The organism is Mesorhizobium sp. LNHC252B00 (genome assembly GCF_000502955.1).
Classification (GTDB): Bacteria; Pseudomonadota; Alphaproteobacteria; order Rhizobiales; family Rhizobiaceae; genus Mesorhizobium.
This window is the reverse complement of sequence record NZ_AYWO01000048.1, coordinates 1-25602: the sequence shown is the minus strand read 5'-3', so window position 1 is coordinate 25602 and position 25602 is coordinate 1. Positions and strand designations below refer to the sequence as shown.

Annotated in this window: 19 protein-coding genes, 4 pseudogenes and 1 riboswitch; of the genes and pseudogenes, 6 read left to right on the top strand and 17 right to left on the bottom strand. The window is 58.3% G+C overall.

Annotated elements, in window-relative coordinates:
• Positions 1 to 699 precede the first annotated feature (699 nt).
• Positions 700 to 2157, bottom strand: a complete 1458-nt coding sequence (locus tag X744_RS141195; RefSeq protein ID WP_198032293.1) for an NAD-dependent succinate-semialdehyde dehydrogenase — start codon at positions 2155 to 2157, stop codon at positions 700 to 702.
• Between the two features lie 192 nt (positions 2158 to 2349).
• Positions 2350 to 2862: pseudogene (locus X744_RS1000000174685) on the bottom strand (insulinase family protein); the annotation flags it as partial.
• A 562-nt stretch (positions 2863 to 3424) separates the two neighbouring features.
• Between X744_RS1000000174685 and X744_RS1000000174180 the strand changes: the two are divergent.
• Positions 3425 to 3598 (top strand): hypothetical protein, encoded by a 174-nt coding sequence (locus tag X744_RS1000000174180; protein ID WP_156938649.1) that lies wholly within the window; start codon positions 3425 to 3427, stop codon positions 3596 to 3598.
• Positions 3599 to 3856: 258 nt separating this feature from the next.
• Here X744_RS1000000174180 and X744_RS141200 read toward each other — a convergent pair whose 3' ends face one another.
• Positions 3857 to 4111: a hypothetical protein gene (locus X744_RS141200; RefSeq protein WP_023762863.1), complete on the bottom strand. Its 255-nt coding sequence runs from the start codon at positions 4109 to 4111 to the stop codon at positions 3857 to 3859.
• 344 nt (positions 4112 to 4455) lie between these two features.
• Here X744_RS141200 and X744_RS141205 point away from each other — a divergent pair, with 344 nt between their 5' ends.
• On the top strand, positions 4456 to 4668 hold the full coding sequence (locus X744_RS141205) for a cold-shock protein (RefSeq protein WP_023679670.1): 213 nt from the start codon (positions 4456 to 4458) through the stop codon (positions 4666 to 4668).
• Positions 4669 to 4908: 240 nt separating this feature from the next.
• Here the strand turns inward: X744_RS141205 and X744_RS141210 are convergent, their stop codons facing one another.
• A complete protein-coding gene (locus tag X744_RS141210) occupies positions 4909 to 5379 on the bottom strand; it encodes a MucR family transcriptional regulator (protein ID WP_023762862.1) in 471 nt (156 codons plus the stop codon).
• A 413-nt stretch (positions 5380 to 5792) separates the two neighbouring features.
• On the opposite strand from X744_RS141210, the pseudogene X744_RS1000000175705 reads away from it, so the two are divergent.
• Positions 5793 to 6553: pseudogene (locus X744_RS1000000175705) on the top strand (hypothetical protein); the annotation flags it as partial.
• A gap of 15 nt (positions 6554 to 6568) precedes the next feature.
• Complete coding sequence (locus X744_RS1000000171225) at positions 6569 to 7537, top strand: glycosyltransferase family 10 (RefSeq protein WP_084018634.1); 969 nt, start codon at positions 6569 to 6571, stop codon at positions 7535 to 7537.
• A gap of 136 nt (positions 7538 to 7673) precedes the next feature.
• Here the strand turns inward: X744_RS1000000171225 and X744_RS141215 are convergent, their stop codons facing one another.
• A complete protein-coding gene (locus X744_RS141215) occupies positions 7674 to 8027 on the bottom strand; it encodes a hypothetical protein (protein ID WP_023762860.1) in 354 nt (117 codons plus the stop codon).
• A 969-nt stretch (positions 8028 to 8996) separates the two neighbouring features.
• On the opposite strand from X744_RS141215, the gene X744_RS141220 reads away from it, so the two are divergent.
• Positions 8997 to 10052, top strand: a complete 1056-nt coding sequence (locus X744_RS141220) for a cytochrome-c peroxidase (RefSeq protein WP_023762859.1) — start codon at positions 8997 to 8999, stop codon at positions 10050 to 10052.
• Positions 10053 to 10457: 405 nt separating this feature from the next.
• Here the strand turns inward: X744_RS141220 and metE are convergent.
• The 12 genes and pseudogenes from metE to X744_RS141260 all read right to left on the bottom strand — a co-directional run.
• Positions 10458 to 11810: pseudogene (gene metE, locus X744_RS0138810) on the bottom strand (5-methyltetrahydropteroyltriglutamate--homocysteine S-methyltransferase); the annotation flags it as partial.
• Between the two features lie 4 nt (positions 11811 to 11814).
• Positions 11815 to 12984: pseudogene (locus X744_RS1000000171220) on the bottom strand (5-methyltetrahydropteroyltriglutamate--homocysteine S-methyltransferase); the annotation flags it as partial.
• A 94-nt stretch (positions 12985 to 13078) separates the two neighbouring features.
• A riboswitch (cobalamin riboswitch) is annotated at positions 13079 to 13281 on the bottom strand.
• Positions 13282 to 13994: 713 nt separating this feature from the next.
• Entirely contained in the window at positions 13995 to 14987 is a 993-nt protein-coding gene (locus X744_RS141225) for an adenosine kinase (RefSeq protein ID WP_023762858.1), read from the bottom strand.
• 103 nt (positions 14988 to 15090) lie between these two features.
• Positions 15091 to 16266: a methionine adenosyltransferase gene (metK, locus tag X744_RS141230; RefSeq protein ID WP_023762857.1), complete on the bottom strand. Its 1176-nt coding sequence runs from the start codon at positions 16264 to 16266 to the stop codon at positions 15091 to 15093.
• Positions 16267 to 16319: 53 nt separating this feature from the next.
• Positions 16320 to 17657 (bottom strand): serine hydroxymethyltransferase, encoded by a 1338-nt coding sequence (glyA, locus tag X744_RS141235; RefSeq protein WP_023762856.1) that lies wholly within the window; start codon positions 17655 to 17657, stop codon positions 16320 to 16322.
• 28 nt (positions 17658 to 17685) lie between these two features.
• Positions 17686 to 18015 carry a winged helix-turn-helix domain-containing protein gene (locus X744_RS1000000173020; RefSeq protein WP_245266869.1) on the bottom strand — a complete coding sequence of 110 codons (330 nt, stop codon included), beginning with the start codon at positions 18013 to 18015 and terminating at the stop codon, positions 17686 to 17688.
• 480 nt (positions 18016 to 18495) lie between these two features.
• Entirely contained in the window at positions 18496 to 19347 is an 852-nt protein-coding gene (locus X744_RS01000000170510) for a zinc ribbon domain-containing protein (protein WP_245266868.1), read from the bottom strand.
• Positions 19348 to 19472: 125 nt separating this feature from the next.
• Positions 19473 to 20708, bottom strand: a complete 1236-nt coding sequence (locus tag X744_RS141240) for an FAD-dependent oxidoreductase (RefSeq protein WP_031261352.1) — start codon at positions 20706 to 20708, stop codon at positions 19473 to 19475.
• A gap of 87 nt (positions 20709 to 20795) precedes the next feature.
• On the bottom strand, positions 20796 to 21116 hold the full coding sequence (locus X744_RS141245; RefSeq protein ID WP_023762853.1) for a non-heme iron oxygenase ferredoxin subunit: 321 nt from the start codon (positions 21114 to 21116) through the stop codon (positions 20796 to 20798).
• Between the two features lie 114 nt (positions 21117 to 21230).
• The gene (locus X744_RS141250; protein WP_023762852.1) at positions 21231 to 22241 is read right to left on the bottom strand and encodes a sterol desaturase family protein; all 1011 of its coding nucleotides are present in this window, start codon (positions 22239 to 22241) and stop codon (positions 21231 to 21233) included.
• A gap of 99 nt (positions 22242 to 22340) precedes the next feature.
• Positions 22341 to 23171 (bottom strand): 3-methyl-2-oxobutanoate hydroxymethyltransferase, encoded by an 831-nt coding sequence (locus X744_RS141255; protein WP_023762851.1) that lies wholly within the window; start codon positions 23169 to 23171, stop codon positions 22341 to 22343.
• Between the two features lie 204 nt (positions 23172 to 23375).
• On the bottom strand, positions 23376 to 24338 hold the full coding sequence (locus X744_RS141260; RefSeq protein ID WP_050589615.1) for a ribokinase: 963 nt from the start codon (positions 24336 to 24338) through the stop codon (positions 23376 to 23378).
• Between the two features lie 245 nt (positions 24339 to 24583).
• Between X744_RS141260 and X744_RS141265 the strand changes: the two genes are divergently transcribed.
• Positions 24584 to 25447: an AraC family transcriptional regulator gene (locus X744_RS141265; protein WP_245266867.1), complete on the top strand. Its 864-nt coding sequence runs from the start codon at positions 24584 to 24586 to the stop codon at positions 25445 to 25447.
• The last annotated feature ends 155 nt before the right edge of the window (positions 25448 to 25602 follow it).

Here is a 25602-nt window from a genome sequence, read left to right as displayed (position 1 = left end):
ACCGCAAACGACGTTCGTCCTGCGGCAAACCTCTGTAAATCCTCACCAAAATGGGCGTTTATGGATGGAAACTAGATTAGCTGACCTGAACCAACGCGTCGTCAAACAACCCTGGCCCGCCCCTTCAAGGACCGCTCGGCCGATCGCTTCCCAGCCCTTGCTGTTCGTGCCGAAAATGCGTGTGGGCTCGACTGGGCTGACCAACCTCTTCGGCATCGGGATTTCCGTCCTCCAGCCGGTCAAGGCTGTCATTCGGTTCGACCCGCTCGGTCAACCTGGCGCGCCCTGGACCGTGCGCCGATCACCAATGTGGATGCGAATGCCGCGTGATGGTACCTTCGATTCTGTCCGAGCATGTACCGGCGCGGCAGTCAGCCGAAGAACAGCTGAGCTACTGATTACGATGGCTTGGTGCACAAGCTTCCAACCAGACCGCGCAACGACAGCCCGTCGCCTGAGGATAGTCGGCGAGGGCCGCCAAATCGCAAGCGTATCCTCCGTCGCATGCGCGCCGTCTTCGCCGAAAATGCAGACGCTTGTCTCGTCGAGAGATACATCCTTTTAGGGGCCTCCTCAGGATTGCGTGTTTGCTCGGGTGCGGACCGCCCCTCAGTTCCCAATCGAGGAGCGATTCTACAATTCACAAGTTTGGAGATCGCTCGCTAGGTAACCCGTCTGTGAACCCTGCAAGCCGATGCTTCAGATGCCGCCCATGCAGAGGTATTTCATTTCGAGGTAGTCCTCGAGGCCATGGCGGGATCCCTCCCGCCCGATGCCGGACTGTTTTATCCCACCGAACGGCGCCGCTTCCGAAGACATCCGGCCGGTATTTACCCCGACCATTCCATATTCCAAGGCCTCGGCGACACGCCAGACACGCTTCAGGTTAGAGGCATAAAAATACGCCGCGAGGCCGTAGATCGTTTCATTGGCATCACGCACGACCTGATCCGCATCGTTGAAGCGAATAATCGGTGCGAGCGGCCCGAATGTCTCTTCTTGCGCCACGGTCATCTCGCTGGTGACACCGGTCAGGACCGTTGGTTGGAAAAACGTGCCATTCGTGCCGACGCGTTTGCCCCCGCATCGAATTGCGCCGCCTTTAGCTACGGCGTCGGCAATATGGGATTCAATCTTGGCCAAAGCCTGCTTGTCGATGAGAGGCCCGATGTCCACTCCGGGAGCGAAACCGTCACCAACTTGAAGTTGGCGAGCCCGTTCCACGAATTTCTCGACGAACTCGTCGTGAACGCGCGACTGGACGTAAAGGCGGTTCGCTGAAACGCAGGTCTGGCCGGCATTGCGGTACTTCGCCTGGATCGCACCGTCAACCGCGGCATCGATATCGGCATCATCGAAGACGATGAAGGGTGCATTGCCGCCGAGCTCTAGGCTGACTTTTTTGATCTGGTCCGAGCACTGGCGCATAAGCAAGCGCCCGATCTCAGTAGACCCGGTGAAGCTGATCTTGCGGACCTTGGGATTTGTGCAAAGTTCGCGGCCGACCGCGTGACCTTCGGACGCATAGATCAGGTTGACGACGCCTTCGGGGAAGCCTGCCTGATGGGCGAGGGCGAACATTGCTCCAGCCACGAGCGGCGTCTGTTCAGCGGGCTTGAGGACAATCGTGCAGCCCGCCGCCAAGGCTGGCGAGATTTTGCGCGCCACCATCGAGGCCGGGAAATTCCATGGGGTTATCGTGCCGACCACCCCGATGGGCTGCTTGATCACTAGCATTCGGCGGTCCGTCGATGGTGCGGAGATCGTCTCGCCATAGACGCGATTTGCCTCCTCGGCGTACCATTGCAGATACGCCGCAGCATGCGATATCTCCGATTTGGCCTCGGCAAGCGGCTTGCCCATCTCCGCGGTGAGACTTGCGGCGAGATCGTCGGTGTGGTCGATGATCAACTCATGCCATCGCCATAGAACATCGCTGCGCTCACGTGCGGTAAACCCTGCCCATCCAGGCTGCGCGACATAGGCCTTCTCGATTCCAGCGCATGTCTCTTCGACTCCCATGTCAGGTAGTTCTGCCAGCACTTCGCCGGTCGACGGGTTGAAGACCTCGAATGTCCGCTCTCTAATCCGCGTGCCAAGTGCCGGCAGGCGATCGATGGGTCCAAACAGGTCAGGGGATCTCAGGTGACGGATCATCGGCGGGCACAGGGGCAATCGGTTTCCTCCTCAACGCCAGGCGTATATAGCAGGTTCGGTGTGTAGTCCGGACGTCCAAGCTCCTCATAGGACCTCGGCCAGACAGCTAGCAGACCCGGTTGCCAACTGGAAAGGGAGAATACCTGAATTCGCTAGAAGATGAGTCGCGGTTCTACTAGCCGGGCTCGACCGGCGGTTGCGCGCGGGCAGGTCCGGCCCGCGCACAACCCTGCCAAAGGTCTTCGCGGCCAGCGCCTGGTTCTACGTGCCGGCCACCGCGTCGTTCGGTCGGCAATATTTGTTGTAGATCGTGAATGTTTCGGTGCCGTTCAGCTTTTCCATCTCCTGCATCCAGCCGTTTGACCGGAATGCGGTAGGGCTGATTCGGCCGCAATGTCGTGTTGACCTCCTCGTCCAGCAGACCTGCGGGTTCGTCTCTCTGCGCCAACAGCGCTCCTCATCACGTTTCGCTCGGTCTTGATCATTCTCGTTGAGGATGAGGTTGAACATGCGATCGGCCTCGAAGCCCATCATCTCGCCCAAATGGCTCGTCGGCGCTGCCGACCTTGTACCACACCATATGAGTGATGAATGGCGCGCGGTGATCGGGGATGTCGACCCTTCCATGCCATTGCCGAGCAGGAAATCCGCGATCTTGCCGCCGTCGGTGGCGGCCAGAGCCGGAGCGGTCGTCACCAGGGCCAGGGCGGTGGCAGTGAACGCCTTGCGCAGCCAGGGGCGATCGATGGCTCCGGTTGGAAAAGGCAAGGTTCGAGGCAAAGTGATTTGGTCCTCATTTTGTTGAACGCGCTGCGTCTTCGCCTCCCCGGAGGAGGATCGGCGGGCAGCGCCGAGCCAGATGAATCATGGGCCAGGCCTTACTCGAGCCCCATCTTCGGATGGACCCAGGAGACCTGCGGCGGTGTTCTTGGGGAGGTGGCCATTGGAGGGATTTTCCTTGGTCCGCGACGTCTCGCGGACGACCAGGCATGCACCGTGCCAGATCAGAAAACCATTGGAGGCTGTCGACAAATCGGGCTCTGCCATGTTTCGCATCCGACATTGTGGGCGATCGAACAGGGCTGAAGGCGACGCGAGCACGGCTGAGAATATCTTCTTCCTTCGGAAGACGATTAGGCGCGCTGCCGGAGAGGGGTACAGGATGCGCGTCGAAGGCCGCTGCACCGACGGTCAGAATTGAAATGTTGTCGCTCCAGCGGACCGATGTCCTCGACAGTCAGACCGGGCGGTGCTGAAGGGTAGAGGCGTGAGCAGCGTAGCTAAGTGGGCGCGGAGCCAGCTCGCGCGCGAAGACGGACTGATCAAAAAAACGGCGAGTGGCGACATTCGCGAGGTGCTGGAAAACGAGGTCGTAGGACTGGGCGGGAAAAACGATGCCGTTGCTCTCTTCTGGCGTGATGGCCTGCCGCGAGGCCGTTGAACGTGATGAGTTGCTGCGGGAAAGGGGAGTGTTTTCGCGGGAGCTTGGTCAACGTAAGAAACAAACGTCGAGCTCGCCTTGGATGGGGCATGCAGCACATTTGCCGCTGCAGGACAGCAGCATGGAAGCTGTCCGCGCTTGCCGTCGTCCCTGGGCACCTAACAGGAGAATTTAGCGGTCGCGATTGATTTCATGTGCGTAAAATACCGCCTGGTGCGCTCGGCTGCAAATGCATGCCTGGCGGAGTAGTCGCTTAGGTCAAGAGCATCGCGTGAGTAACAGCCTGACCTTGCTCAATCTGATGCGCGCTAACCGCCTCGCCGGATTGTGGAACTGCTCGCGGGTGGCTTCTACCACAAACAGCAAGGTCATGAAATCAAGCAGGAAGTCGTCAATCGCCTGGGAGATTGTTTCTGACTTGCCGTTGAATTGGTCCAGCAAAACGCGCGCGCTATCGATCGCTTCCACGCTGGTGGCATCAATCAACCGCTCGACCCTCTTGAAACAATCCAAATCGAAACTCCTTCATGCGCTTGCCAAGCCGTTATGCACGAAGGTAGTTCCGTGAACTACCCGGCCTTTGACCTGCGGCACGAGCAGCGGTCGGCCTTACGTCCCGTGCCTCCAAACACGAGCGATAGACGTGGCGCTGAGGAGCGTTGGAAGGATGGGGCGCTTCCGGCCATGCTCGAGCGGTAGTGTAGGACAGTGCTTGCTGGCGACCACGGCCACAATGGAGTGCGCCAGCTGATCGGGGCTTAACAATTTTTCGCTTTTTGCTGCGCGCAACTCTCGGCTATGACTCGGACAGGCCTACTGGCCTGCCCACGTTGCATTGTAAAAGAAGGAACAAGTATATGCCGACCGGAACGGTAAAGTGGTTCAACAGCACCAAGGGCTTTGGATTTATCCAGCCCGACAATGGCGGTCCGGATGTTTTCGTCCACATTTCCGCTGTCGAACGCGCGGGCCTCTCGACCCTCGCTGACGGCCAGAAGATCAACTATGAGATCGAGCAGGACCGCCGCACTGGCAAGTCCTCAGCTGGCAGCCTGAGCAAAGCTGGTTGAAATTTTCTCCTGCGTCCTGGCAAGAGTAGGCACGTAGGTCCGGAGGTCCTCACGGCCGCTCGATAGGGGCGAGCAAAAACTGAGGGCAGCAGATTGCTGCAGGCGTCGCGAACTCCTCATGAAACAAAGTTGTTTGAAAGAAAGGCGGGGTTGGCCCAGGGGGTTGGCCCCGCCTTTTTATATGACGCGCAGATTAAGCCGATGGCTGCAACGCTCCAGAACGAATCTCGATTGCCGAAATCAAGCCGCGACCTTCTTGCGGGTTCGCTTCGTCGGCGCAGGTTCCGGCGCTGCCGGCGCCTTCGGTTTGCGGCCGAGCCCCATCGTCTTGGCCAATGACGAGCGCGCCGCGGCGTAGTTCGGCGCGACCATGGGATAATCCGCGGGCAGGCCCCATTTGGCCCGATATTCATCCGGCGTCAGCCCATAGTGGGTCGACAGATGGCGCTTTAGCGATTTGAATTTCCTCCCGTCCTCAAGGGAGATGATGTAGTCCGCTGTCACCGATTTCCTGATCGGGACTGCAGGCGTAAGGGCAACCGGCTCTTGCGCAGAGACACCTCCGGCCGTCGCTCTCAGAGCCGCATGCACTTGGCCGATGAGGGCAGGGAGATCCCCCACCGGGATCGGATTGTTGGAGACATAGGCCGACACGACATCGGCGGCAAGCTCAATGAGGGTGTCGACGTTTTTTCCGGCTTCTTCTGTCATGAAACTCTCCAGGCGGTGAAACATAGTCAGCGAAGCGTCGCTTCATAGGGCCGGTTGCCGCTGAAAGCAACAATGTCTCGACAGCGTTATTGCCAATGCTCGTCCAGAAGCGACATCGATGCGCCATATTTCCCGTCGTGACCGCTGAGCCACTCGTTGTTGGCGACCCTGCCGTGGTGCGTGGCGCGTCCCGGCTGTAACTTTGCGCCGAAGTTGCTAGTAGTCGAGGCTAAGAGCGCTATTTGTGTCCCGCTTTACTTCTTTGGACTGTGAAATCGAGGGATCGTGATCGCTTGCTGGTGGGCGTCAGGACGATGGACGTTCATTGGCAATGGCCAAATGTAAGTTCATCGCCCGGTGAGCCGCTCTTCCAAGGGGCTGGGAACCGCCGCTGGTAACCAAGGACATCAATGTATTTCGAGGCGTTTCTTAGCCGGTCCTCGAGAGACGGCAATCGTTGCGGACGACACCTGTTCCACGATATCGAACAGCGCGGCGACACGGGCAGCTTCTCGAATCTGGAGCGCCTTCTCGCAAGCTGGCGCCGTGCCGAGAGGCCGGGCAAGGACAGTGCGTCGCCTGCTTCAATCATACGCGTCAACCAGCCAGCGACGCTGTCCCATACGGAATCCCGCGACCGGCCGTGTGATCTCGCCGGTAGTCGCCCCGGCCCTCTGCACGAAGCTCGGGATGTGCTGACGATCAACCAGGCCACAAAGGTCGACGTCCTGAAGCAGGGATCACATGAGTTTGCCACTATGCGCAGGCTTGCCATGCGCTTCCGCGGCATTTTGCGGGGCCTGTGAATTCGGCAAGCTCGACACTTCGATCGACGTGGCGTCAACTCCGGGCTCGTGGCCATCACGCGTTTCGGTCTGGTCCTACGCCGTGACGTTGACGCCGTTCGCGATGCCATTGAACTACCGCGGAGCAACGGCCAGGCGAAAGGGCTGATCAACCGCCTGAAGACGATTAAACGTACGATGTAGGCAGAGCGGGCTGCGAACTCCTTAGGGCACGCATGCTGCCACTCAGCCGGCCTGATCACCGCACAAAGCGAGGAAGAACCTGGTCAAGTGCAAAGCGACAATTGCCTCGACAGCGGGTCCCGGAAGGTTTATGCTGCCCAACGTTACCGCAATCCGGAATGGCCATTGAGTACCTTCACGAGTGAGGGAGTGGAACTGCTTTGTCGGCCAAATTGTTGACGGAACGCCCGGCGCCCATTGTTGCTACATGTCTAGATTCTTGGGGCGTTTTGGATGATGCAATCCACCATCTCACTCCAAAGGGCAGTGGAATCTGGAACAATGTCGCTTTTGTTCGCACGACATCCTTCGTGCCCGATTGGCATATCGTCTTTAACTCTGCTTCTCTTTTTGGGCTCCCTGTTGATATCGAGGCGAGCCCAAACAGGACAATTTTTGCAATCGGCGAACCGCCGACGAAAGCTCATCGCGCGTTTCATGAAGGGCAGGGGAAAAATACTATCGTCCTGACGTGTGACGCAGAGCTGGCTGCTCGGCAGAATGCAGCGCGCCGATTCGTTTTGTCTCCACCTATCACTCGGTCTTGGTCTGTAAACAAGACATATGACCAACTTCTGGTCAGCGAAGTCGTGGATAAGCCGCTTCGGCTCTCATGGATTACCAGTGACATCGCCCTGCTTAAAGGACATCGATATCGGCTGGCGTTTCTGGAGCGGCTGAGAAAGGAGCTCGATTTTGACCTGTTCGGCCGAGGTTTTCGGCTGATTGGAGATAAATGGAACGCACTCGCACCTTACCGTTACAGTATAGCGTTCGAGAATACTCGTGCTGATTACTATTTTACAGAGAAGCTTATGGACTGCTTCGTTGCTGAAACAATGCCGATCTATTACGGCAGTCCGGCAATCACGAGGTTCTTCCCTTCGGACTCTATGGTTCTGATTGACCCAGAGGACAAGAACGTAATCCCAAAAATTCAAGAAATCATCGACTCGGACCTCTGGAAGGAACGTCGCGGCGCAATAAGAGAAGCGAAGCGGTTGGTCCTCGAGAAATACAATACGTTTGCTTATCTCGCGGGCTTCATCGAAAGCGTTCAGGATAAACCCTTACCGCCGGAAATTATACACATCGATTCGCCTGAGGTCGATTTTGCAATGGACGAATGAAGTACTCCAACGCTCGCTTCGCGTGCCCGCGGTTGGGGGTCTGGCGAGATCGGCACGGAACGCTCGGCGGAGAATGCCTGCTGCGCAGAGGGGCCGGCACGGGCACACGAGGTCATACGACCCCGGCTGCCGCTGATCAGACGAACTGGGGAAGGCCAGGAACGGAATTGAGGACCTCGTCCACGAGTTCGTCGCCGGCATGTTCCTTGGCGCAGGCGATCGTCTCGTTGGCGAGGCCGGCGATCTTTGCCATGCTGAGACCCTCACTCATCAATTGCTGGCCGAGCCCCATAAGGCCGCCACTCTCTGGGTCGTCGCCATGATACTTCGCTACTAATTCCGAAGCTCCCGGAATGGCCTCGATCATGCGCGCAACGGGACCGTCGGCCGCGTGGCTTTGCAGGAAACCCAGCATTAACCCAACGCCCTTCTCTGCGAGAGCCGGGCCGATGCCGGCACCAGTGGCGATGCGCGGTAAGAATTCTTCCATGCAGGGTCTCTCTCTCTTTAATGAGGTTTACACGGGGCCGTCCGGCGCCCAGCGCCCTTGGCCGAACCCCAATTGAACTCCACAAAAATAGGCCGGCGGAAGTGCTATTGCGCGTAAAGCCGCCTCTGTCAACGCAAGCTGCGTCGGACGTGCGTGTTTGGCAAACCGAAGATCATTCCAATTCACTTAATTAAGCATTGGCAACCGCACAGTTTGCGGTGGCTCGCTTATGGGCCAATGCCCCGCGTCCGTCAAATGTGCGTCCGTCAAATGATGACGACAACGTGGTCATCGCCTAGAATCTGTGGATCAAGGTGTGAGGCAGTTACAGCCGGTGGACCTGCTCAAGCGCCGCGCCGGCACAAGGGCTAGATTGGCGATACTGCGCGTGTTGGCCATGTCTTTCCTCGCGTGATGGGATCTTCGTAGAAGCGGAGCTATATGCCGGTGTGACGATCGACAAGTCGGACCGGCTATTCCGATAGGACATCCATACTGTCGCATAGACCGTCGCTGCTTAGGTATTGAAACCGCCATGCTGGTGACATCACAATGTGCAGTCGGCGGGTGTCGATAAGGTCGATTCACGCAATCAGAAGGTCAGGAGGAACGAATGAACCCTGAGGTTTCAGAAACTCACTTTTCGCAAGGCGTGCAGCGCACATCGTGCAGGAGATTGCCAGTCTTGCGGATGCTATCGACTTTCTCAACGATGGCGGGAAGATCGCAGTCACCGAATCTACGAAGCCGCCCCCAGGGCGTGCTTTGATGCATACAAACGGTTGCCGAGCAGGGATACTCCTCCTCCCTGAAGTCCAATCGAGAAGAGCGATCACTTCCAAGAGGGTCCCAGCTCAGCCGCGAAAACAGGTGTCAGACCCCGGTCCTCTCCCTCAGCTGATCTAGCTCAGGGCGTTCATGAGCCGCAGATCGCATAGTGGCTGCGTGCACGACGCAGGAAGACCATTTATGAAAATCCTATTCAGAACGATGGCTGTCACCTTGCTGGCACCCACCGCCTTTGCTGCGGATTCGATCCCCACCGACCTCAGAGATACGGCATTGGCCACCTTCAGGGCTTTGCCATCCACCACGCCGACAGTCGCCAACAACCCGATCACCCCGGAAAAGATCGCTCTCGGCAAGGCACTGTTCTTCGATCCACGCGTCTCGGCGTCAGGCGTTTTGTCGTGCAACTCGTGCCACAACCTGGCCACCGGCGGCGACGACAATCACGAAACTTCGATCGGCCATGGTTGGCAGAAGGGACAGCGCAACGCGCCGACTGTACTGAACGCTGTCTTCAACATCGCTCAGTTCTGGGATGGTCGTGCCGCAGACCTGAAGGCTCAGGCGAAGGGACCGGTCCAAGCCGGCATCGAAATGGCCAATACACCGGGCCAAGTCATCGCCACGCTCAAGTCCATGCCGCAATATGTCGAGTGGTTCGATGCAGCTTTTCCGGCTGAACCCGATCGGGTCACCTTCGACAACTTCGCGAAGGCAATCGAAGCCTTCGAGGCGACACTGGTCACACCGGCTCCGTTCGACAGCTTCCTGAATGGGGATGAGCTTGCCATGACCTCCGAACAGAAACAGGGCCTGGCGCTTTTCATGGACAAAGGCTGCTCGTCCTGCCATGCCGGCATCAACGTTGGTGGGCAAGCCTATTTTCCATTCGGCCTCGTGGAACAGCCCAGCGCCGAGGTCCTGCCGGAAAAAGACAAGGGCCGATTTGCGGTCACCAATGCAGCCGATGACTACTATGTTTTCCGCGTGGCGCCGCTGCGCAACGTTGCACTCACCGCGCCATACTTTCATTCGGGCAAGGTTTGGGATCTGAAACAGGCCGTCGCCATCATGGGGACCACCCAGCTTGGCGTAGTACTGGCGGACGAAGAAGTTGATCTGCTTGTTGCCTTCCTCAACTCGCTGACCGGAGAGGCACCCGAGGTCGCCTATCCCATCTTACCCTCCGAAACGGCGACAACGCCCCGGCCTGTAACGCAGATCTTAGGAAAATAAGGGCCAACTGGCTGCGGACGTCGCAATCGAAAATGATTGCGGCTTTTACTTGGGCCACACGAATTGCCACGTCCATCTCCGAATTGGCGGGAAGCTAGCAATACCGCAATACCCGAAAGACGCGCAGCACCATATATTGTCGCCGCCTGAGCGAACGTGCCAAGCAGTCTACTTTGAGAAACGACGTGTGTACGATTTGTTCGAGGCGCGGGGCCTGTATGTTCCCAAGGACCAAATACTATAGCGTAGTGTCACATTTATATTTCTGCGGGATGAGGACACGTGCCGAAGGAAAATTGCACATTTTCGCCGAGTGGCTTATTTCCAAGAGTGTGACCGGTTTGGCATATTCACGCCCCACATGCGCCAGCCGGTAGCTCACCACACGGTGAGGAAAGAGAAGCCTCAGGCCTGCATTTTCTCCCGGAGTGCGCGCGCTGCAGCGACCATGTTAATGAGGGCAGGGCGGACCTCCTCCCATTTGCGTGTTTTGAGGCCACAGTCCGGGTTTACCCACAGTTGGCCGTCGGACAGTCGCTCGCGGCCAAGCATGATTAGGTCCGAAATCTCGCCGACTCCCGGGACGCGTGGTGAGTGAATGTCATAGACGCCGGGACCGATTTCGTTCGGATATTTGGAGCTCGTGAAGGCGTCCAGCAGTTCCATCTTCGAGCGCGACGTCTCAATCGAAATTACATCGGCATCCATTCCAGCGATCGCGTCGATGATCTCGCTGAACTCCGAATAGCACATGTGGGTATGGATTTGAGTCGCGTCCTTTACACCCGTTGAAGCGATCCGGAAGCATTCGACAGCCCAGTCGAGATAGACTTTCCAGTCAGACTGGCGCAGTGGCAATCCTTCGCGAAACGCGGCCTCATCGATCTGGATCATCCTTGCGCCGGACCTTTCGAGATCAGTCACTTCATCGCGGATGGCGAGCGCGATCTGGCGGCAGGCTTCGGGGCGGGGTACGTCGTCGCGAACAAAGGACCAGTTAAGAATGGTCACTGGGCCTGTGAGCATTCCCTTGACTGGCTTTTCCGTAAGCGACTGGGCGAATTGCCACCAGCGCACCGTCATCGGCTTGCGCCGCGATACGTCCCCGAAGATGATGGGGGGACGCACGTAGCGCGACCCATAGCTTTGTACCCAGGCATGCCGGGTGAAGGCGAAGCCGGACAGCTGCTCGCCGAAATGCTGTACCATGTCGTTTCGCTCGAACTCACCGTGCACCAGCACGTCCAGCCCGATCTCTTCCTGCCAGCGAATTGCAGCCTCGATCTCCTTCTTCAGGAACGTCTCGTAGTCGACATAGCTCAGCTGGCCCTTCGCATGAGCGGCCCGCGCCTTGCGTACCTGCGACGTCTGCGGGAAGGACCCAATGGTCGTCGTCGGGAACGGCGGCAGCCCGAGTGTGCCGGCTTGGAATCTGGAGCGCTCGGCAAAAGCGCTCTCTCGTCGCTTCGCGCTGTCGTCAATGCTAGCGATCCGCCCCTGAACAAGCGGGTCGTGGATCCTCGTAGATGTCACGCGCGTGGCGGCAGCCTCGGCAGACGCTTTCAACGCGTCTGCCACCGCATATCTGCCTTGGGACAGGGCCCGGGCCAGCAACACCAATTCGTCGGTCTTCTGGGCCGCGAAGGCGAGCCACGAGCTGATGTCGGCGTCGAGTTCCGTCTCCATGCGCAGGTCGATCGGCACATGCAGCATCGAGCAAGAAGGCGCGATCTCGACGCGGTCCAAGGGCCAGCCGGCGNCTGCCTTGGGACAGGGCCCGGGCCAGCAACACCAATTCGTCGGTCTTCTGGGCCGCGAAGGCGAGCCACGACCTGATGTCCGCATCGAGTTCCGTCTCCATACGCAGGTCGATCGGCACATGCAGCATCGAGCAAGAAGGCGCGATCTCGACGCGGTCCAAGGGCCAGCCGGCGACGATCGGTTTGATGCGGTCGAGAATGGCGGGCAGGTTTGCACGCCAGACGTTGCGGCCATCGATCAAGCCAAGCGAGAGCACCAGATCCTTCGGTGCAAGCCGACCTACGGTTTCCAGCTGCTCGGGAGCGCGCACGAGATCAATATGCAGCCCGGCCAGGGGCAGAGAAACCGCGGTTTCGAGATTGTCTCCCAGATGCCCGAAATACGTTGCCAGCATGATCTTCAGCTGGGGCGCGGCTTTCGACAGTTGTCCATAGGCGAATTCGAAGGCAGCTCGTTCGTTCGGGTTCAGTTCGAGGACAAGCGCTGGCTCATCGATCTGCACCCAGTCGGCTCCCGACAGCTTCAGCCTCTGCAGGAGTTGCTCGTAAACGGGCAGCAGTCGCGGTAGGAGCGCGATGGGATCGAACCCTTCGGCAGGCGATTTCGCCAGCTTTAGGAAGGTGATCGGTCCAAGTATGACTGGACGTGTGTGGATGCCGAGAGCTTTAGCCTCGAGGAAGTAATCGACCGGTTTCGTCGACGAGAGGGCGAACGTCTGATCATCATCGAGTTCCGGCACAATGTAGTGGTAGTTGGTGTCAAACCACTTGGTCATTTCCATCGCGGTTACACCAGGTCCATGAGCCGCCTCCTGATGACCAGCGTGTCCACAATCCTCGGTCTGACCCTGGTTGCCGCGCGCCATTGCGAAGTAGATGTCAAGTGGGACCTCGTCGCTATTCCAGCCGTAACGGGATGGAACGGCGCCGACCATGGCTGCGGTGTCGAGCACATGGTCGTAAAGCGAGAAGTCGTTCGACGGGATTTTCGATACGCCGCGATCGCGCTGCTCCTCCCAGCTAGCGGCACGGAGCGCCTTCGCCGTCGTGAGAAGATCGCTAGCGGACGATTTTCCGGACCAGTAGCTTTCAAGGGCGAATTTCAGTTCTCGCCGACGGCCGAAGCGCGGCACGCCGAGCGTTGCTACAGGAATTTGCTGAGAGTGAGTCATGTCATACCCCGATTGTTGGGGCGTCGATGACAAGGAAGGCGCTAGCAGGCCGGCACGAACGCCGGCTTGCAGCGGCCACCGAGACACCCCGCCCGTGGACGTAATTCGCCGTGGCAGGTCTCCTGGCTCGCGGGGTCATAGCCTATACCCGTCTTCCCGAGGGTATTCGCCTCAGTGACATGAGTGGGGTTGGCTCGCCGCTAACAGTTGCGGGGGCAGCGCCGGCATCGCACCGGCTTCCCTCTTAGCTCCGCTGCGGCAGCGCCGTACGCGAGAACCACGACACGAAGACAATCACAGCAGTCCGCTCTTTTGTCAATGTCGCATAAAGAAATCTTTATGTGGTTATGTGAGCTTCTTTTGCGCCTTTGTCTGCATTGTGAAACATTCCGTCCGCCGATTGGCGGCGCTGCACGGCGCTACTTAGTCCCGCATTCAGGCAGCAAACTAAGTATCTCGTCGCCAAGTGCTCCGCATTGAGGAACGCGGAATTGCAGGCAAAGCTCGCGTGCTTCATATTCTGCATCATACGGTCGGCAGAACCCCGGTTTTATCCAGTGCACGCCCCAGTGCGGTGTGCAATTCTACACAGTCCGATACGAAGGCATTCTGGCTCGCTGATCCATCCCAAGCCGAGATAGTGGAAGTCATCCGCAGGCACTATAACCCGGCTGTTGTCTAAACGAAGTCCGCTGAGTCGATGCCCTTGGTGTAGTCGGCCGATCGACGCTGATAACTAGCTTTGCTGCACCAAGTTTCAGCTGGGAAACGTAGGCTTTCTGCGCCGCAAGCGAATCCGCAGCACACTGTGCTAATTGCTTCGGATCGATACCTATAGGAAAATTTTTTGGCATTGCGTCTGGCCGTGGCCTTGCACCTCTCAAGCGAGCTACGCAGCAGCACTCGGTCAGATCTTGGAAGCGAATGGCTGTCGATATAAGCGAGGTTTGAAACAGTTTTGGCCACTGCGATGATCGCGTCAGTAGGGCAGCTGTTAGTTGCTCGCCCACCTAAAGCAACCCAGCCTGTTCAGCCTCGCGGCGCAGATTCTGCCGCGGCCGGGGACCGAGCTGCTGGATGACCAGCCCGGCGGCCAACGAGCCGAGATCGCCGCAATCCTTTAGGCTGCGCCCGGTTGTATAGCCGTAGAGGAAGCCGGCGGCATAGAGGTCGCCAGCACCGGTCGTGTCGACCAACTCGCGGATCGTCGTCGCCTGGATGGTGACGGTCTCGTCGCCGCGCACGATCACCGAGCCTTTTTCCGAGCGGGTGACGGCGGCAATCTTGCAGTCTTTGCGGATTGCCGCCAGCGCCTCGTCGAAGGATTTGGTCTGGTAGAGCGACTTGATCTCGTGGCTATTGGCAAAGATGATGTCGACCGTGCCGGAGCGCATCAGATCGAGGAACTCGTCGCGGTAGCGGTCGACGCAAAACGAATCCGACAACGTCATCGACACTTCGCGTCCGGCCTCGTGTGCGAGCTTCGCCGTCTGCCGGATCGCCTCCTTGGCGCGTGGCGGGTCCCACAGATAGCCCTCGAAATAGGTGACCTTGGCGCCAGAAGCCTTGTCTGCCTCGACATCCTCCGGACCGAGCTCGACGCAGGCGCCGAGATAGGTGTTCATCGAACGCTCGCCGTCTGGAGTGACGAAGATCATCGAGCGCGCCGTCGGCGGCTGGCCCTCGAGCGGTTTGGTGTCGAAGGCGACGCCCTGGGCGTGGATGTCATGGGCATAGATTTCGCCGAGCGCGTCGTTCGACACCTTGCCGAAGAAGGCGGCGCGCCCGCCGAAGCTGGCGACGCCGGCGGCCGTGTTGCCGGCGCTGCCGCCCGAGGCTTCGATCGCCGGGCCCATGCGGCTGTACAGCAGCTCGGCGCGTTGCGTGTCGATGAGGTTCATCGCACCCTTGATGATGCCGTTGGTCTCGAGAAAAGCCTCGTCGCACTGGGCAATGATGTCGACAATGGCATTGCCGATGCAAAGCACGTCATAGTCCGGCATCAATGTCTCCGCCTGGGAACCCGCCGGCTCTTGCCACGCCGGCCGGGCGCGGGTCTGCCCAGTGGGAGTGGGCTTTCCGATTGCCAATCCGTCGCCGCTGCCCTCACGGGGCGCCGAGTCCTGCCTCGCGACGTAATTCGTCGGCCCTGTCTGTCTTCTCCCAGGTGAAATCAGGCTCTTCACGGCCGAAATGGCCATAGGTCGCGGTATCGCGGTATATAGGGCGCAAGAGATCAAGCATCTTGATAATGCCTTTCGGTCTGAGATCAAAGGTCTCAAGGATGAGGCGCTCGATCCTTCTTTCCTCAATCCTTGCTGTCCCGAACGTGTGGACCATGATGGAAACCGGACTGGCCACGCCGATTGCGTAAGCAAGCTGCACCTCGCACACGTCCGCAAGTCCGCTGGCGACGATGTTCTTTGCGACATACCGGGCCGCATAGGCAGCCGAGCGGTCAACCTTGGACGGGTCCTTGCCCGAAAAGGCGCCGCCGCCGTGACGACCCATCCCGCCATAGGAATCGACGATAATCTTGCGTCCGGTGAGACCGCAGTCACCGCGCGGACCGCCGACTACGAACCGCCCCGTCGGGTTGACCAGAATTCTGATGCCTTCCGTCGCCATGTGGGTCGGCAGGACGGGCTTTATGATTTCCTCAATGACGCCCTCGCGGACAGTCTCTTGTGAGACCTGCTCGTCATGTTGGGTCGACACTACGATGGTATCCAGAGCGACCGGGCGCAACCCCTCATAGCGCACTGAGACTTGGGATTTCATGTCCGGACGCAACCAGCCAAGCTGTCGTGCCTTCCGGACATAGGCCTGCCGCTTCGTCAAGCGATGAGCGAGCTGGATCGGCAAAGGCATCAGGGTATCGGTTTCGCGGCACGCGTAGCCGAACATGAGGCCCTGATCTCCCGCTCCCTGCTGGAGGTCTTGCCCTCGTCCCTCGTCAACGCCTTGGCTGATGTCGGGCGACTGCTCGGTAAGGGCATGAACGACGGTGCAACGCCGGCCGTCAAAGCCAACGGCCTCATCGTCGTATCCAATATCGAGAATCGTATCGCGCGCAACTTGGCTGTAATCCACCTGCGCATTACTGGTAATCTCGCCAGCCAGAACGACCATCCCTGATTTTACCAACGCTTCACAGGCGACGCGCGCCTTGGGATCTTTACGAAGGATGGCATCGAGGATGGCATCCGAGATGTTGTCGGCCAACTTATCCGGGTGCCCCGCGCCAACCGATTCGGATGAGAACACGAACTGCCTAGCCATGAATACCTCGCTTCGGGTGTTGGATGTGGTATGGGCATTTTGCTTGGCCCACCTTACTTGTCGGAGATGCCCGGGACCTCGAACGCAGCGCACAAGTCGGCAACGTCTCTTCGCACGCGGGCGTGGAGGTCTTCGTCATCGGGCCGCCGGAGGACGGAGTCGATGAAGCCAGCAATTTGCAGCATTTCCACATCACGCATTCCCATTGACGTCACTGCTGGCGCACCCAGGCGAATTCCGCTTGTGACGGCCGGATCCCGCGGGTCGCCAGGCACCATATTGAAGTTTGTGATGATGCCTGCCTTTGCTAGTCGCTCGGCATAGGCCTTGCCCGACAGTGGTCGATCGCGCAGATCGAGGATCAGCATGTGATTGTCCGTCCCCCCGGTAACCAGGCCATAACCTCGCCCGAGCAGTGCCTGGGCCAGAGCCTTGGCATTCTTGACCGTCTGTTGGCCGTAGCTTTGGAAGGACGGGTTCGCGGCTTCGTGCAAGGCAACTGCGAGCGCAGCGATGGCATTCATGTGAGGCCCGCCTTGTAGGTGAGGAAACACTGCCCGGTCTATCCGTCTGGCGAGATTGTATTTGCTCTTTGTATGATACAGGGCCTGATAACGATCTTCCTTCCTGGACAAAATGAAACCACCGCGGGGACCGCGGATCGACTTGTGGGAGGTGCTGCTGACCACATCGCAATGGCGCACGGGATTCGGGTGCGCTCCCGCGGCAATCAGGCCGCTGATGTGCGCAATGTCGGCTACGAGATAGGAATTCACTTCAAGGGCGATTTCTGCCATTGACGCGTAGTCAAAGACACGCGGGTAAGCAGTCCCGCCGACCCAAATGAGCCGCGGCCGTTCCCGCTTGGCTGTCTGGCGCAAGCGGTCATAGTCAATCTGCTGCGTCTTTTCATCTAGTCCATAGGGGACGCGTTGATAATCAGTTCCGGAAAAGTTGATGGCCCAACCATGAGTCAGATGGCCCCCTTCCGGAAGGGGCAAGCCCATGACTTTGTCACCGGGGCTCAAGAGCGCACGATAGACAGCCTGGTTGGCCGGCGAGCCGGAATAAGGCTGGACGTTCGCATGCTCGCTGCCGAATAATGTTTTCAAGCGCTCAATGGCTAGATTCTCAAGCTCATCGACGATCTCGTTCCCAGCGTAGTAGCGCGCACCGGGGTACCCCTCGGCGTACTTGTTCGTGAAAATCGAGCCGTTCGCTTCCAGCACGGCCGAGGACGCAAAGTTCTCTGAGGCGATGAGCTTGAGGGTCGTCCGCTCCTGCTGCTCCTGTCTCAGAAGCAGCTCGTGAACGCGGCAATCAACCGCGGCCAAGGAAGACCGCCCATAGGTGTCGGGCTGTGCGATCGCGCCGTCGGCGGAGTTGTCCATGGTAGCTTCGCACTCCAATTGGATTGACCTATTTCACGATCAGGCATGCGGTCCCCTTCGGCCGCGTGTCTCGTACCGCTTCAAGCCTTTGCAGGTCGTGTTTATGATAGCCGTCGCGATGGGGCAGGAGATCGACCAATAATCGAACCAGCCCGCCGTCGTTGGATTCTGCTTTGAGATGGTACGAGCGCCACGGAGGCTGTTCGTTGCAGCAAAGCAAGTCGGCTCTGGCGAGTAGCCGGACGTGTCGCGCGACCCGCTCTCGACACACGCCCAGAATCTCCGCTAGCTCGCAGACAGTTAGGTCCGCATGCGCACAAAGGCCCAGGATTCGAAGGCGATCAGGATGGGCTGCCATGCGCAGGCGACTGACCAGTGCCATCATGGGTCAGGCCCAAGTTCTACCGAATTTCTCATTTCCCGTTCTCCACAGAAGTTGCAGCTTTCGAAGGTTGTCCAACGACCAGACAAATCTCGGTGGCCGTGACCGACCGCCGAAATCGCTGTGTCGAACAAACTAATGGGCGCTCTTCTTGCCATTGCCTTTAGCCGAAATTGCAAGCAGTTCGGCGAGTCGGAGGATAAGCGGCGCCAAGATTTGACCACTGATCTCAGACGTTGCAATAAGCCTACCATTCACAGCGAGCCGGAGTTGCTAAGAGTCTATGAATTTCCTTGAAGGATCTGTTGCAACGGTTGTCGAGCTGGCCTGCTCCCGGTTTGCAGCGATCAATCTCGAGCAGACTGACCGTGATGCAAAGATGAAGGAAGGTTCCCTTTCAATCCGATCTTCTTCCCGACCAAGTAGTGGTAGTCTCCTGACCTGACGATCACAGGTTCAAATCCAGTCCCCGCAACCAACGATTCTTGCGAAAGCAAGGCACCCAAAACCCCGGCCTCCGAAAGGACGTCGGGGTTTTTCTTGTTCCCCGCGAACCCGCAGGATCGCGGCAAGGTCGCCGCGAAGCACGATGGCCAGCTCGTCTTCGGCGGGCACGAGGGTGACCTGATCGACCAACGTCCGGAAAACCTCCGCTGCCTCGGCCTTGCTGTCCGCGCTCTGTAGGCTCTCATAGAGTGTCGAAATACGCTGGCGGTATATCTCCGCCATGTTCAGATGCAGAAGCGGCGGCGGCTCGTCGGCGTTGGCCAGCAACTCGGTCAGTTCCGCCTTGCGGGCTTCGAGGTCGCCAATCTTGTCCTTGAGCTGAGCCCCGGGCACACCATCCAGTATGGCTTGAATCGCTCGCTCCAAGTCTCGGCGGACGCGTTCCAACTCTTTGCGCTGGCTGATGATGTCCGAGCTACGCTCAATCCGCAGCCGATTCACCTCACGAGTGAATTCCTCGCAGAATTCCTTGAATAGCTCGGGCTCCATCAGATTGGTCCGTAAGCCGCTGAGCACCGAGGCTTCCAGCGCGTCCCGCCGGATATTCAGCCGGTTATCGCAGGTGCCCTTATTCCGTGACGTTGCGCAGCCCAGCAGATCCTTCGAGATCATCATGTAACCGCCGCCACAGCAGCCACACTTCACAAGGCCGGCAAACAGGTGCTTCGGACGCCGTCGCTTGTTCAGCGCATTCTCACCGGGCTCAGACGTCTCATAGGCGAGCGTCTGCTGGCGTGCCTTCACATTGTCCCAGACGTCCTGATCGAGATGCGCATCTCCGGCACTTCCTGCATCATCCACTCGGACTCAGGATTGAGACGCGACACGCGCTTTCCCGTATCCGGGTCTTTCGATAGCGGAGCCGGTTCCAGACGAGGCGGCCGATATGAAGTTCGTTGTTGAGGATGCCGACGCCGCGCTTCGGGTTAGCTGACAAGCAGTGACTTGAGATTCATCGTGGGGTCGGCCAGTGCTGCAGGCGAAAGCTTGAGGCGCCTCGCGATCAAGGTCTCGGAGAAGCGGATCTCCTTTGCGATGACGCCAAGTGAACCAAAGCCACACGCCGCAACAAGTTTGCTGTCGTGGTCCAGGTAGAATAGGACCGTGCCCTTTGGACCAAGATCTCGGTGCACGGCAGAGTGATCAGGGCAAATGCCCGCGATCTGAAGCGTCTCTTCATATTGATCCGACCAAAACCACGGAATGACGTCGTAAATTTGGTGTGCCCCCAGCATGTTGGCAGCCGCAGTCATCCCCTGACGTCGGGCGTTCTGCCACGCCTCCAGTCGCAGCCGCCTTTCATAAAGGGGGTGTGGAAACGAGCAGCAGTCCCCGGCAGCAAAAATGTTGGGATCGCTGGTCGCTAGTGTCTCATCAACAACTATGCCGTTGTCGACGGACAGACCGGCTGCCTCTGCTAGCTTCACGTTGGGCACGGCGCCGATCCCAACGACGACTTTGTTGGCGTAAAAAACTCTCGCGTCGTCAAGAATGATCAGCGTCTGCTCGGCGCGCCTTTCTATCCTGGTGATGGACGCAGCTGTAACGATCTGAACGCCAGCTTCCTCGTGCCTACCCTGAATCAAGCGGGCCAAGACTTCAGGAACCGCCCTGGTCAACAGACGCGGTCCGGCCTCAAGCACGACACACGATGCCCCGCGAGAGACCGCACTCGCGGCGACCTCCAGTCCGATAAAGCCCCCGCCAATGACAACGATTTTAGAGCCTGGTCCAATGGCCGCCCTCAAGCGAACTGCGTCGTCGTGCGTCCGAAGGGTGAGAACATTCTGCGCGCTGCCGTACCTCGGTGGGAGTGTACGGGGAGCGGCTCCAGTCGCAAGAAGGAGCCGTTCGTAAGGAACGTTCGGTCCATCGGAGATTTTCACCGTTTGACGCGAGCGGTCGATCGATAAGGCCGATCGACCGAAGAACGTCGTTACGCGGAGCTCCCTCAGACGATCGGATGTCAGTATGTGCCGTGGGCCCGGCGGCGGTTCTTCCACCAGAAACGCCTTGGAAAGGGGAGGCCGCTCATATGGCAAAGAATCTTCCGAGCCAATCAGGATCAACGGTCCAGTCCAGCCACCTTCGCGCAAAGCGGTGACCGCGGCTGCTCCAGCCTCGCCGGCGCCAACGACGACCATGGCTCGTTCGCTTTCCATTTGTCCCTCCTGACCAGTTCGCGTGTGTTGCCGCGATAAAAAAGGCGAAATAACCTCTGGCTGCGCCGGTCGCGATCGACTTTTCGGTCACATCCTGATGTAAACGGAGTCGGCTTCAACCTTCACTTGATAGCTTTTGAGGTCGATACAGGCCGGCAGGGCGCGTGACTCTCCAGATCGATAATCGAAGGTGCCGAAATGTTTGGGACACTCGATGATGTTACCGTCGACTATACCATCGGCGAGATGCACCTTTTCGTGCGAGCAGTGGCCATCCATCGCGAAGAACTTGCCGTCGGGCGACCGCACGACAACAAACGTTCGGGAGCCGACATCGACCCTCAGGGCTTCCTCGGGTTGGAGTGCGTCGACGGTGCACGCGACTACCCAGTTTTCTCCACTTGTCATAAGAGCTCCTTGAACATGGGTCGGTTCGAATACTCGCCGACATTGCTAGAGGTCGGCCCCGTCACAGGGCCGAGATTTTGATGTTGGATCGCTGGAAATTGCGATGTGTCTTGATCAGGCGGAGCCACCGCGGGTGTATTTCTTCGCCTTGATCCGCCTGGCCATCACCTCGTCGGACTCTGGCGAGCCGTCGTGGAAGGTGCCGAACCATTCATCGAGCGGGATGCGCTTCTCTCCGTAGTTCACTTCGAAATACTTGTGGTGGAGATAGTGATAGTAGTTGTCGGTATCGATCATGTGGTCTCCATCCACGACCATCTTGTCGAATCCCACATGCGACTTGGCGGGAGAGAGTCCTGCATGCATGAGTTGGAACATCGAATGAAGCGGATGTGAGGGCACGACGAAATGTATCACGACGCCCGTGAAGTACAGGAAGTGCTCGACGGGATGCATGGAAAGACCCGACCACGGCCCCGGGTTGATATTATTGTGGTGAAGTTTGTGAACCCAGTGGTATAAAGGGCCCACATGTATTAGGCGGTGAATTAGGTAGAAGTGCAGTTCGCGCCAGGCGGGCACGAGGATGAGCAGTGCTACGAAGTAGACAGGGTGCTTGGCGAAAGCGACATACGGGAGATACCCGTTGGCATAAAGCCACCATGTGGCGGCCTCGACCGCTGTCCAAATTGGAACCGCACTGCACATCGTCCAGAAGATGTTCTCCGCGTTCTGATTGCCGAACAAGAAGGTCGGGTTATCGATGTCGGGCCACTTTGCATTATACTTGAACTCCGTCTGCTGGCGCCGCATGACATAGAAGATGAGGTGAAAGCCTCCATAGAGAGCAACCGTCAAAGCAGCGTTTCGGGCAAGGATCAGCGATATCCATTGCGCATGAAACTCCCGCATGGTCTCGAGCGAAGGAGTAAGATAAAGCCACACGATTAATGAAACTGCGAAATAGCCGGCATTCCAAGGCCAGAGGTAACCGGGGTATCCCAGAAACCAACGCAGGAACTTCAACGGCTGAGCTGGCCAAACGAAGATAGGCGAGCGTTGTAGCTTCTTATTCGGCGTCCAGTTCCCGCGCTTATCGCGCTTTCCGTAAAGGGTGTCGTCCATTTCCTTTCTCCAGTAAATCGGCATTCTGAACCGGTCACTTGCGCCGGGTTTGACCGTAGGGAGCAATCAGAGCTCTCGATGTTACGGGCCGGTGAGCTCTCAAACGCCTTTTGCATCGAGCGCAGAGACGAAAGCTTCGAATTCCATGTCGCTGATCTTCGACATTTCCCGGTCACCGGGAAATGCCCTCATACAGACGTCATCACGAAACGCCCGCAGCGCGCGGACGCGCTCTTCCTGCACACGCTTCTTCAGTTCATGCAGATTGCCGTAGGCTTTGGCGTGTCGAGGCAGGCGCTCGGCCTCACCACATATGTCTTCCGTAAAAAGGAAGAGCGCGTCGGCATCGGGACCAGAACCAAGTGACACGGTCACAAGCCCGGTACGTCGCCGTATCTCTGACATCACTTTGGCAGGAATGACTTCGCATTCGACTGCGAAGGCGCCAGCATCCTCAAGTCGCCGGAATCGCTGATACAGCTGGACGGCTTCGTCCGTGGTTTTTCCGACTGCGCGGAGCTTTCCCACCCATGTGGATTTTCTTGGTACCAGTCCGAGGTGACCCATCACCGGGATGTCTTCCGCAGCCAGAGCGCACACCGTGGACAGCCCCCTGGCAGTTATCACGGCGTCCGCTCCGTCGGTGAGTGCCTTGAACGCGGAGCGCAGAATTTCGTCGGACGTCACTGCCTCGGCAAACCCAAGGGCAGCCGTTGTGAAGACCCTGCGCGATCCTCTTCTAACCGTTTCGACGTTGCGGGCGCGAGCGACAACCATCTCTATGCCCGCCTCTTCGGCTGCCGCGGCTTCCTCTTCCGTGTTAGCAGTGACCTGCGTGTACCGTTTGCCAAGCGACCGGGCGGCTCGGAGATCCGCAACGGTGACCGTACGTTCGGCCTCTTTGGCACTCCAGTCGAATATACGTTGCATGCTGGGTTTTCCTTCCCGTGAACTCACGGAGCCGTTTGGGCGATCTTGACCTCGGCCGCACAACACGTGCGCGACCGAGGAGGCCTTGGGAGGCATGGTAGCTAGTTCAAGCGGTGGGTATATTCGATGGCTTTGCATCGCTCATAACAGGAGCACCGCCCACCGCATCGATCGGATCTGGACCAGACACCGGGCTTTCCCGGCCTAGCTACGCTGGCACATGTTCAGCGCGCTCTGGGAGAAGTTCAGTGAATGGTACATCTCATCGACTGCATCTCGTCTTGCCATCCCTGGAATTACCCCAAGCTTGGTGCACACCAGAGCGCCACAGGCGATGCCGAGCTGTGCTGCCTCTACGACGCCACGCCCCTCGGCTAGTCCCACAGCAAAGCCGGAGTTGAACGCGTCGCCGGCGCCTGTAGTATCGACGACATCGATCTTGGCTGCGGGAATTTGCACATCGATCGAATCCGTGACGATTAGAGCTCCCTTTTCACCAAGCGTGACGACCACATTTCGCGCGCCGCGCGATCGAAGAATATCGACCAGTTCGCGAGAGGGGCGAGGATCGTCGGCTTTGAGCCCGAGAAGGATCCTCAGTTCGCTTTCATTAGGGGTGAGATAATCCACGTACTGGAATATCTCATCCGGGAGCGGCGTCGCGGGCGCGGGGTTCAGGATGGTAATCTTGCCGTGTTTACGGCCTAGTACCATCGCGCGCATTGCCGCGGATACAGGCGCCTCTAGCACCGCCATCACAACGTCGCTGTCCTGGATGCAGCTCTCGGCATCATCCACGAAAGTGGCGTCCATGAGGCTTGTGGCGCCGTGGTCAATGATGACGAAGTTTTCGCCTTTCTCGTTGAGAATGATGAAACCAACTCCGGTCGGGCTATCTGCCACTTGCCGCACATGAGCGCTTCGGACGCCTTCGACTTTGTAGAGGTCGGTAGCGATCTCGCCGAACTTGTCCTGCCCAATCATTGCCACCAGTGCGGAGTCAGCTCCCAGACGCGCAGTAGCGACGGCCTGGTTAGAACCCTTGCCGCCCGGCCCCATGTCGAAGCTGCTGCCAAACAGGGTGACGCCGAAAACAGGGATTTCGGGAGTCCGAATGGTCAGGCCGACAGCGAAACTGCCCACGACCGTGATTTTAGGTTTAGTCATAGATCCCTCCCTCGGTAGCTAACGGGGCAGCCGCCTCGAAGCCGTTTCGATTTATGGATCCATGCCGAATGAGGCGTCGGGGACAGCGGACACAAAGTACCTTCATTTCTCTCCTCCCAGTGCCTAGGATCACCTACGCATACAAAACGCGCATACTCCGGAGCGACCCGAAGGCCCGCCGTCAATTCACGAAAGCACCATAAGCCGGCCAGATAGCGCTGGAAATGGACAAATGTCGCGCCGACATGTATCAGACGCGCATGACAAATATACCGCAGCGCACTCTGTTTCCGGAGAGTCACTACTACGTCCCGGAGGATGGCTGGACTCAACACGCTTACACCGTGGTACGAGCCGGCAAAGCCGTTACGTCGGTCGATCATTTTATTCAGCGTGACGCTTATCCGGGTCAAGATGTCATGGTCTGTCTATCAGGTCGCGGCTTTGTCTTGACGGAGGGTAGGACATTGAATGTCGAACGCAATCAATTGGTCTGGATTGCAAATGAACTGCCCCACGCCCATTGGCCGGATAAGACCGATCCGTGGACCGTGCTGTTTATGAGGCTCGACGGACCAAGTTGCACCGCGATTCGCAAGAAGGTCTTTGGTTCGGGACCGACGAGCGTTACTCTAGCTTCACTGGAGGAAATCGAAGCTTGGTTCGGGTCACTGTTTGAAGCACTGCGTGCTCGACGGGACGATATCGATCTCGCACTTAACCGGTTCGTGGGGGAGCTGGTTCACAGCATCGCAATGCCACGGACAACTTTCGGTAAAACCAGGCTTCCTGCCGCCTTGGCCGACATCGTGGGCAAGATGCGCAAGGAACCGCAACGATCCTGGCGTGCGGAAGAATTATCCGAGGTATCTGGGCTCAGTCCTGCTCAAACTCGACGGCTGTTCCAAAAGCATCTGCAGATAAGTCCCCGGCGGTGGCTTACCAAGGAGCGCATTATGATGGCGCAAAAGATGCTCCTTGAGACCGATCTGACCGTTAGCGACGTCGCCGATCAATGCGGTTTTTTTGACGCCTATCACTTTAGCCGCGAATTCAAGCGGAGCATTGGTACAAGTCCGCGCTATTGGCGACGAGGTGAAGGACGTTGAATATCGCAAAAACCGCCACAACTATGCAAGCTCGCGGTGAGCCCCCGATGCGGTACAGCCTCCCGCCGCGGACTGACGCCGTATCGATTGATTCAAAGATTGAAGCTTCGACCAATACCTCATGATCACCTTCAGCGAGCAGAAGCTACGTGATT

Coding starts and splice junctions, on each gene's coding strand:
- X744_RS141195 (WP_198032293.1), bottom strand. CDS start 2,157: ATGATCCGTCACCTGAGATCCCCTGACCTGTTTGGACCCATCGATCGC.
- X744_RS141205 (WP_023679670.1), top strand. CDS start 4,456: ATGCCGACCGGAACGGTAAAGTGGTTCAACAGCACCAAGGGCTTTGGA.
- X744_RS141210 (WP_023762862.1), bottom strand. CDS start 5,379: ATGACAGAAGAAGCCGGAAAAAACGTCGACACCCTCATTGAGCTTGCC.
- X744_RS141215 (WP_023762860.1), bottom strand. CDS start 8,027: ATGGAAGAATTCTTACCGCGCATCGCCACTGGTGCCGGCATCGGCCCG.
- X744_RS141220 (WP_023762859.1), top strand. CDS start 8,997: ATGAAAATCCTATTCAGAACGATGGCTGTCACCTTGCTGGCACCCACC.
- X744_RS141225 (WP_023762858.1), bottom strand. CDS start 14,987: ATGCCGGACTATGACGTGCTTTGCATCGGCAATGCCATTGTCGACATC.
- metK (WP_023762857.1), bottom strand. CDS start 16,266: ATGGCTAGGCAGTTCGTGTTCTCATCCGAATCGGTTGGCGCGGGGCAC.
- glyA (WP_023762856.1), bottom strand. CDS start 17,657: ATGGACAACTCCGCCGACGGCGCGATCGCACAGCCCGACACCTATGGG.
- X744_RS1000000173020 (WP_245266869.1), bottom strand. CDS start 18,015: ATGGCAGCCCATCCTGATCGCCTTCGAATCCTGGGCCTTTGTGCGCAT.
- X744_RS141240 (WP_031261352.1), bottom strand. CDS start 20,708: ATGGAAAGCGAACGAGCCATGGTCGTCGTTGGCGCCGGCGAGGCTGGA.
- X744_RS141245 (WP_023762853.1), bottom strand. CDS start 21,116: ATGACAAGTGGAGAAAACTGGGTAGTCGCGTGCACCGTCGACGCACTC.
- X744_RS141250 (WP_023762852.1), bottom strand. CDS start 22,241: ATGGACGACACCCTTTACGGAAAGCGCGATAAGCGCGGGAACTGGACG.
- X744_RS141255 (WP_023762851.1), bottom strand. CDS start 23,171: ATGCAACGTATATTCGACTGGAGTGCCAAAGAGGCCGAACGTACGGTC.
- X744_RS141260 (WP_050589615.1), bottom strand. CDS start 24,338: ATGACTAAACCTAAAATCACGGTCGTGGGCAGTTTCGCTGTCGGCCTG.
- X744_RS141265 (WP_245266867.1), top strand. CDS start 24,584: ATGTATCAGACGCGCATGACAAATATACCGCAGCGCACTCTGTTTCCG.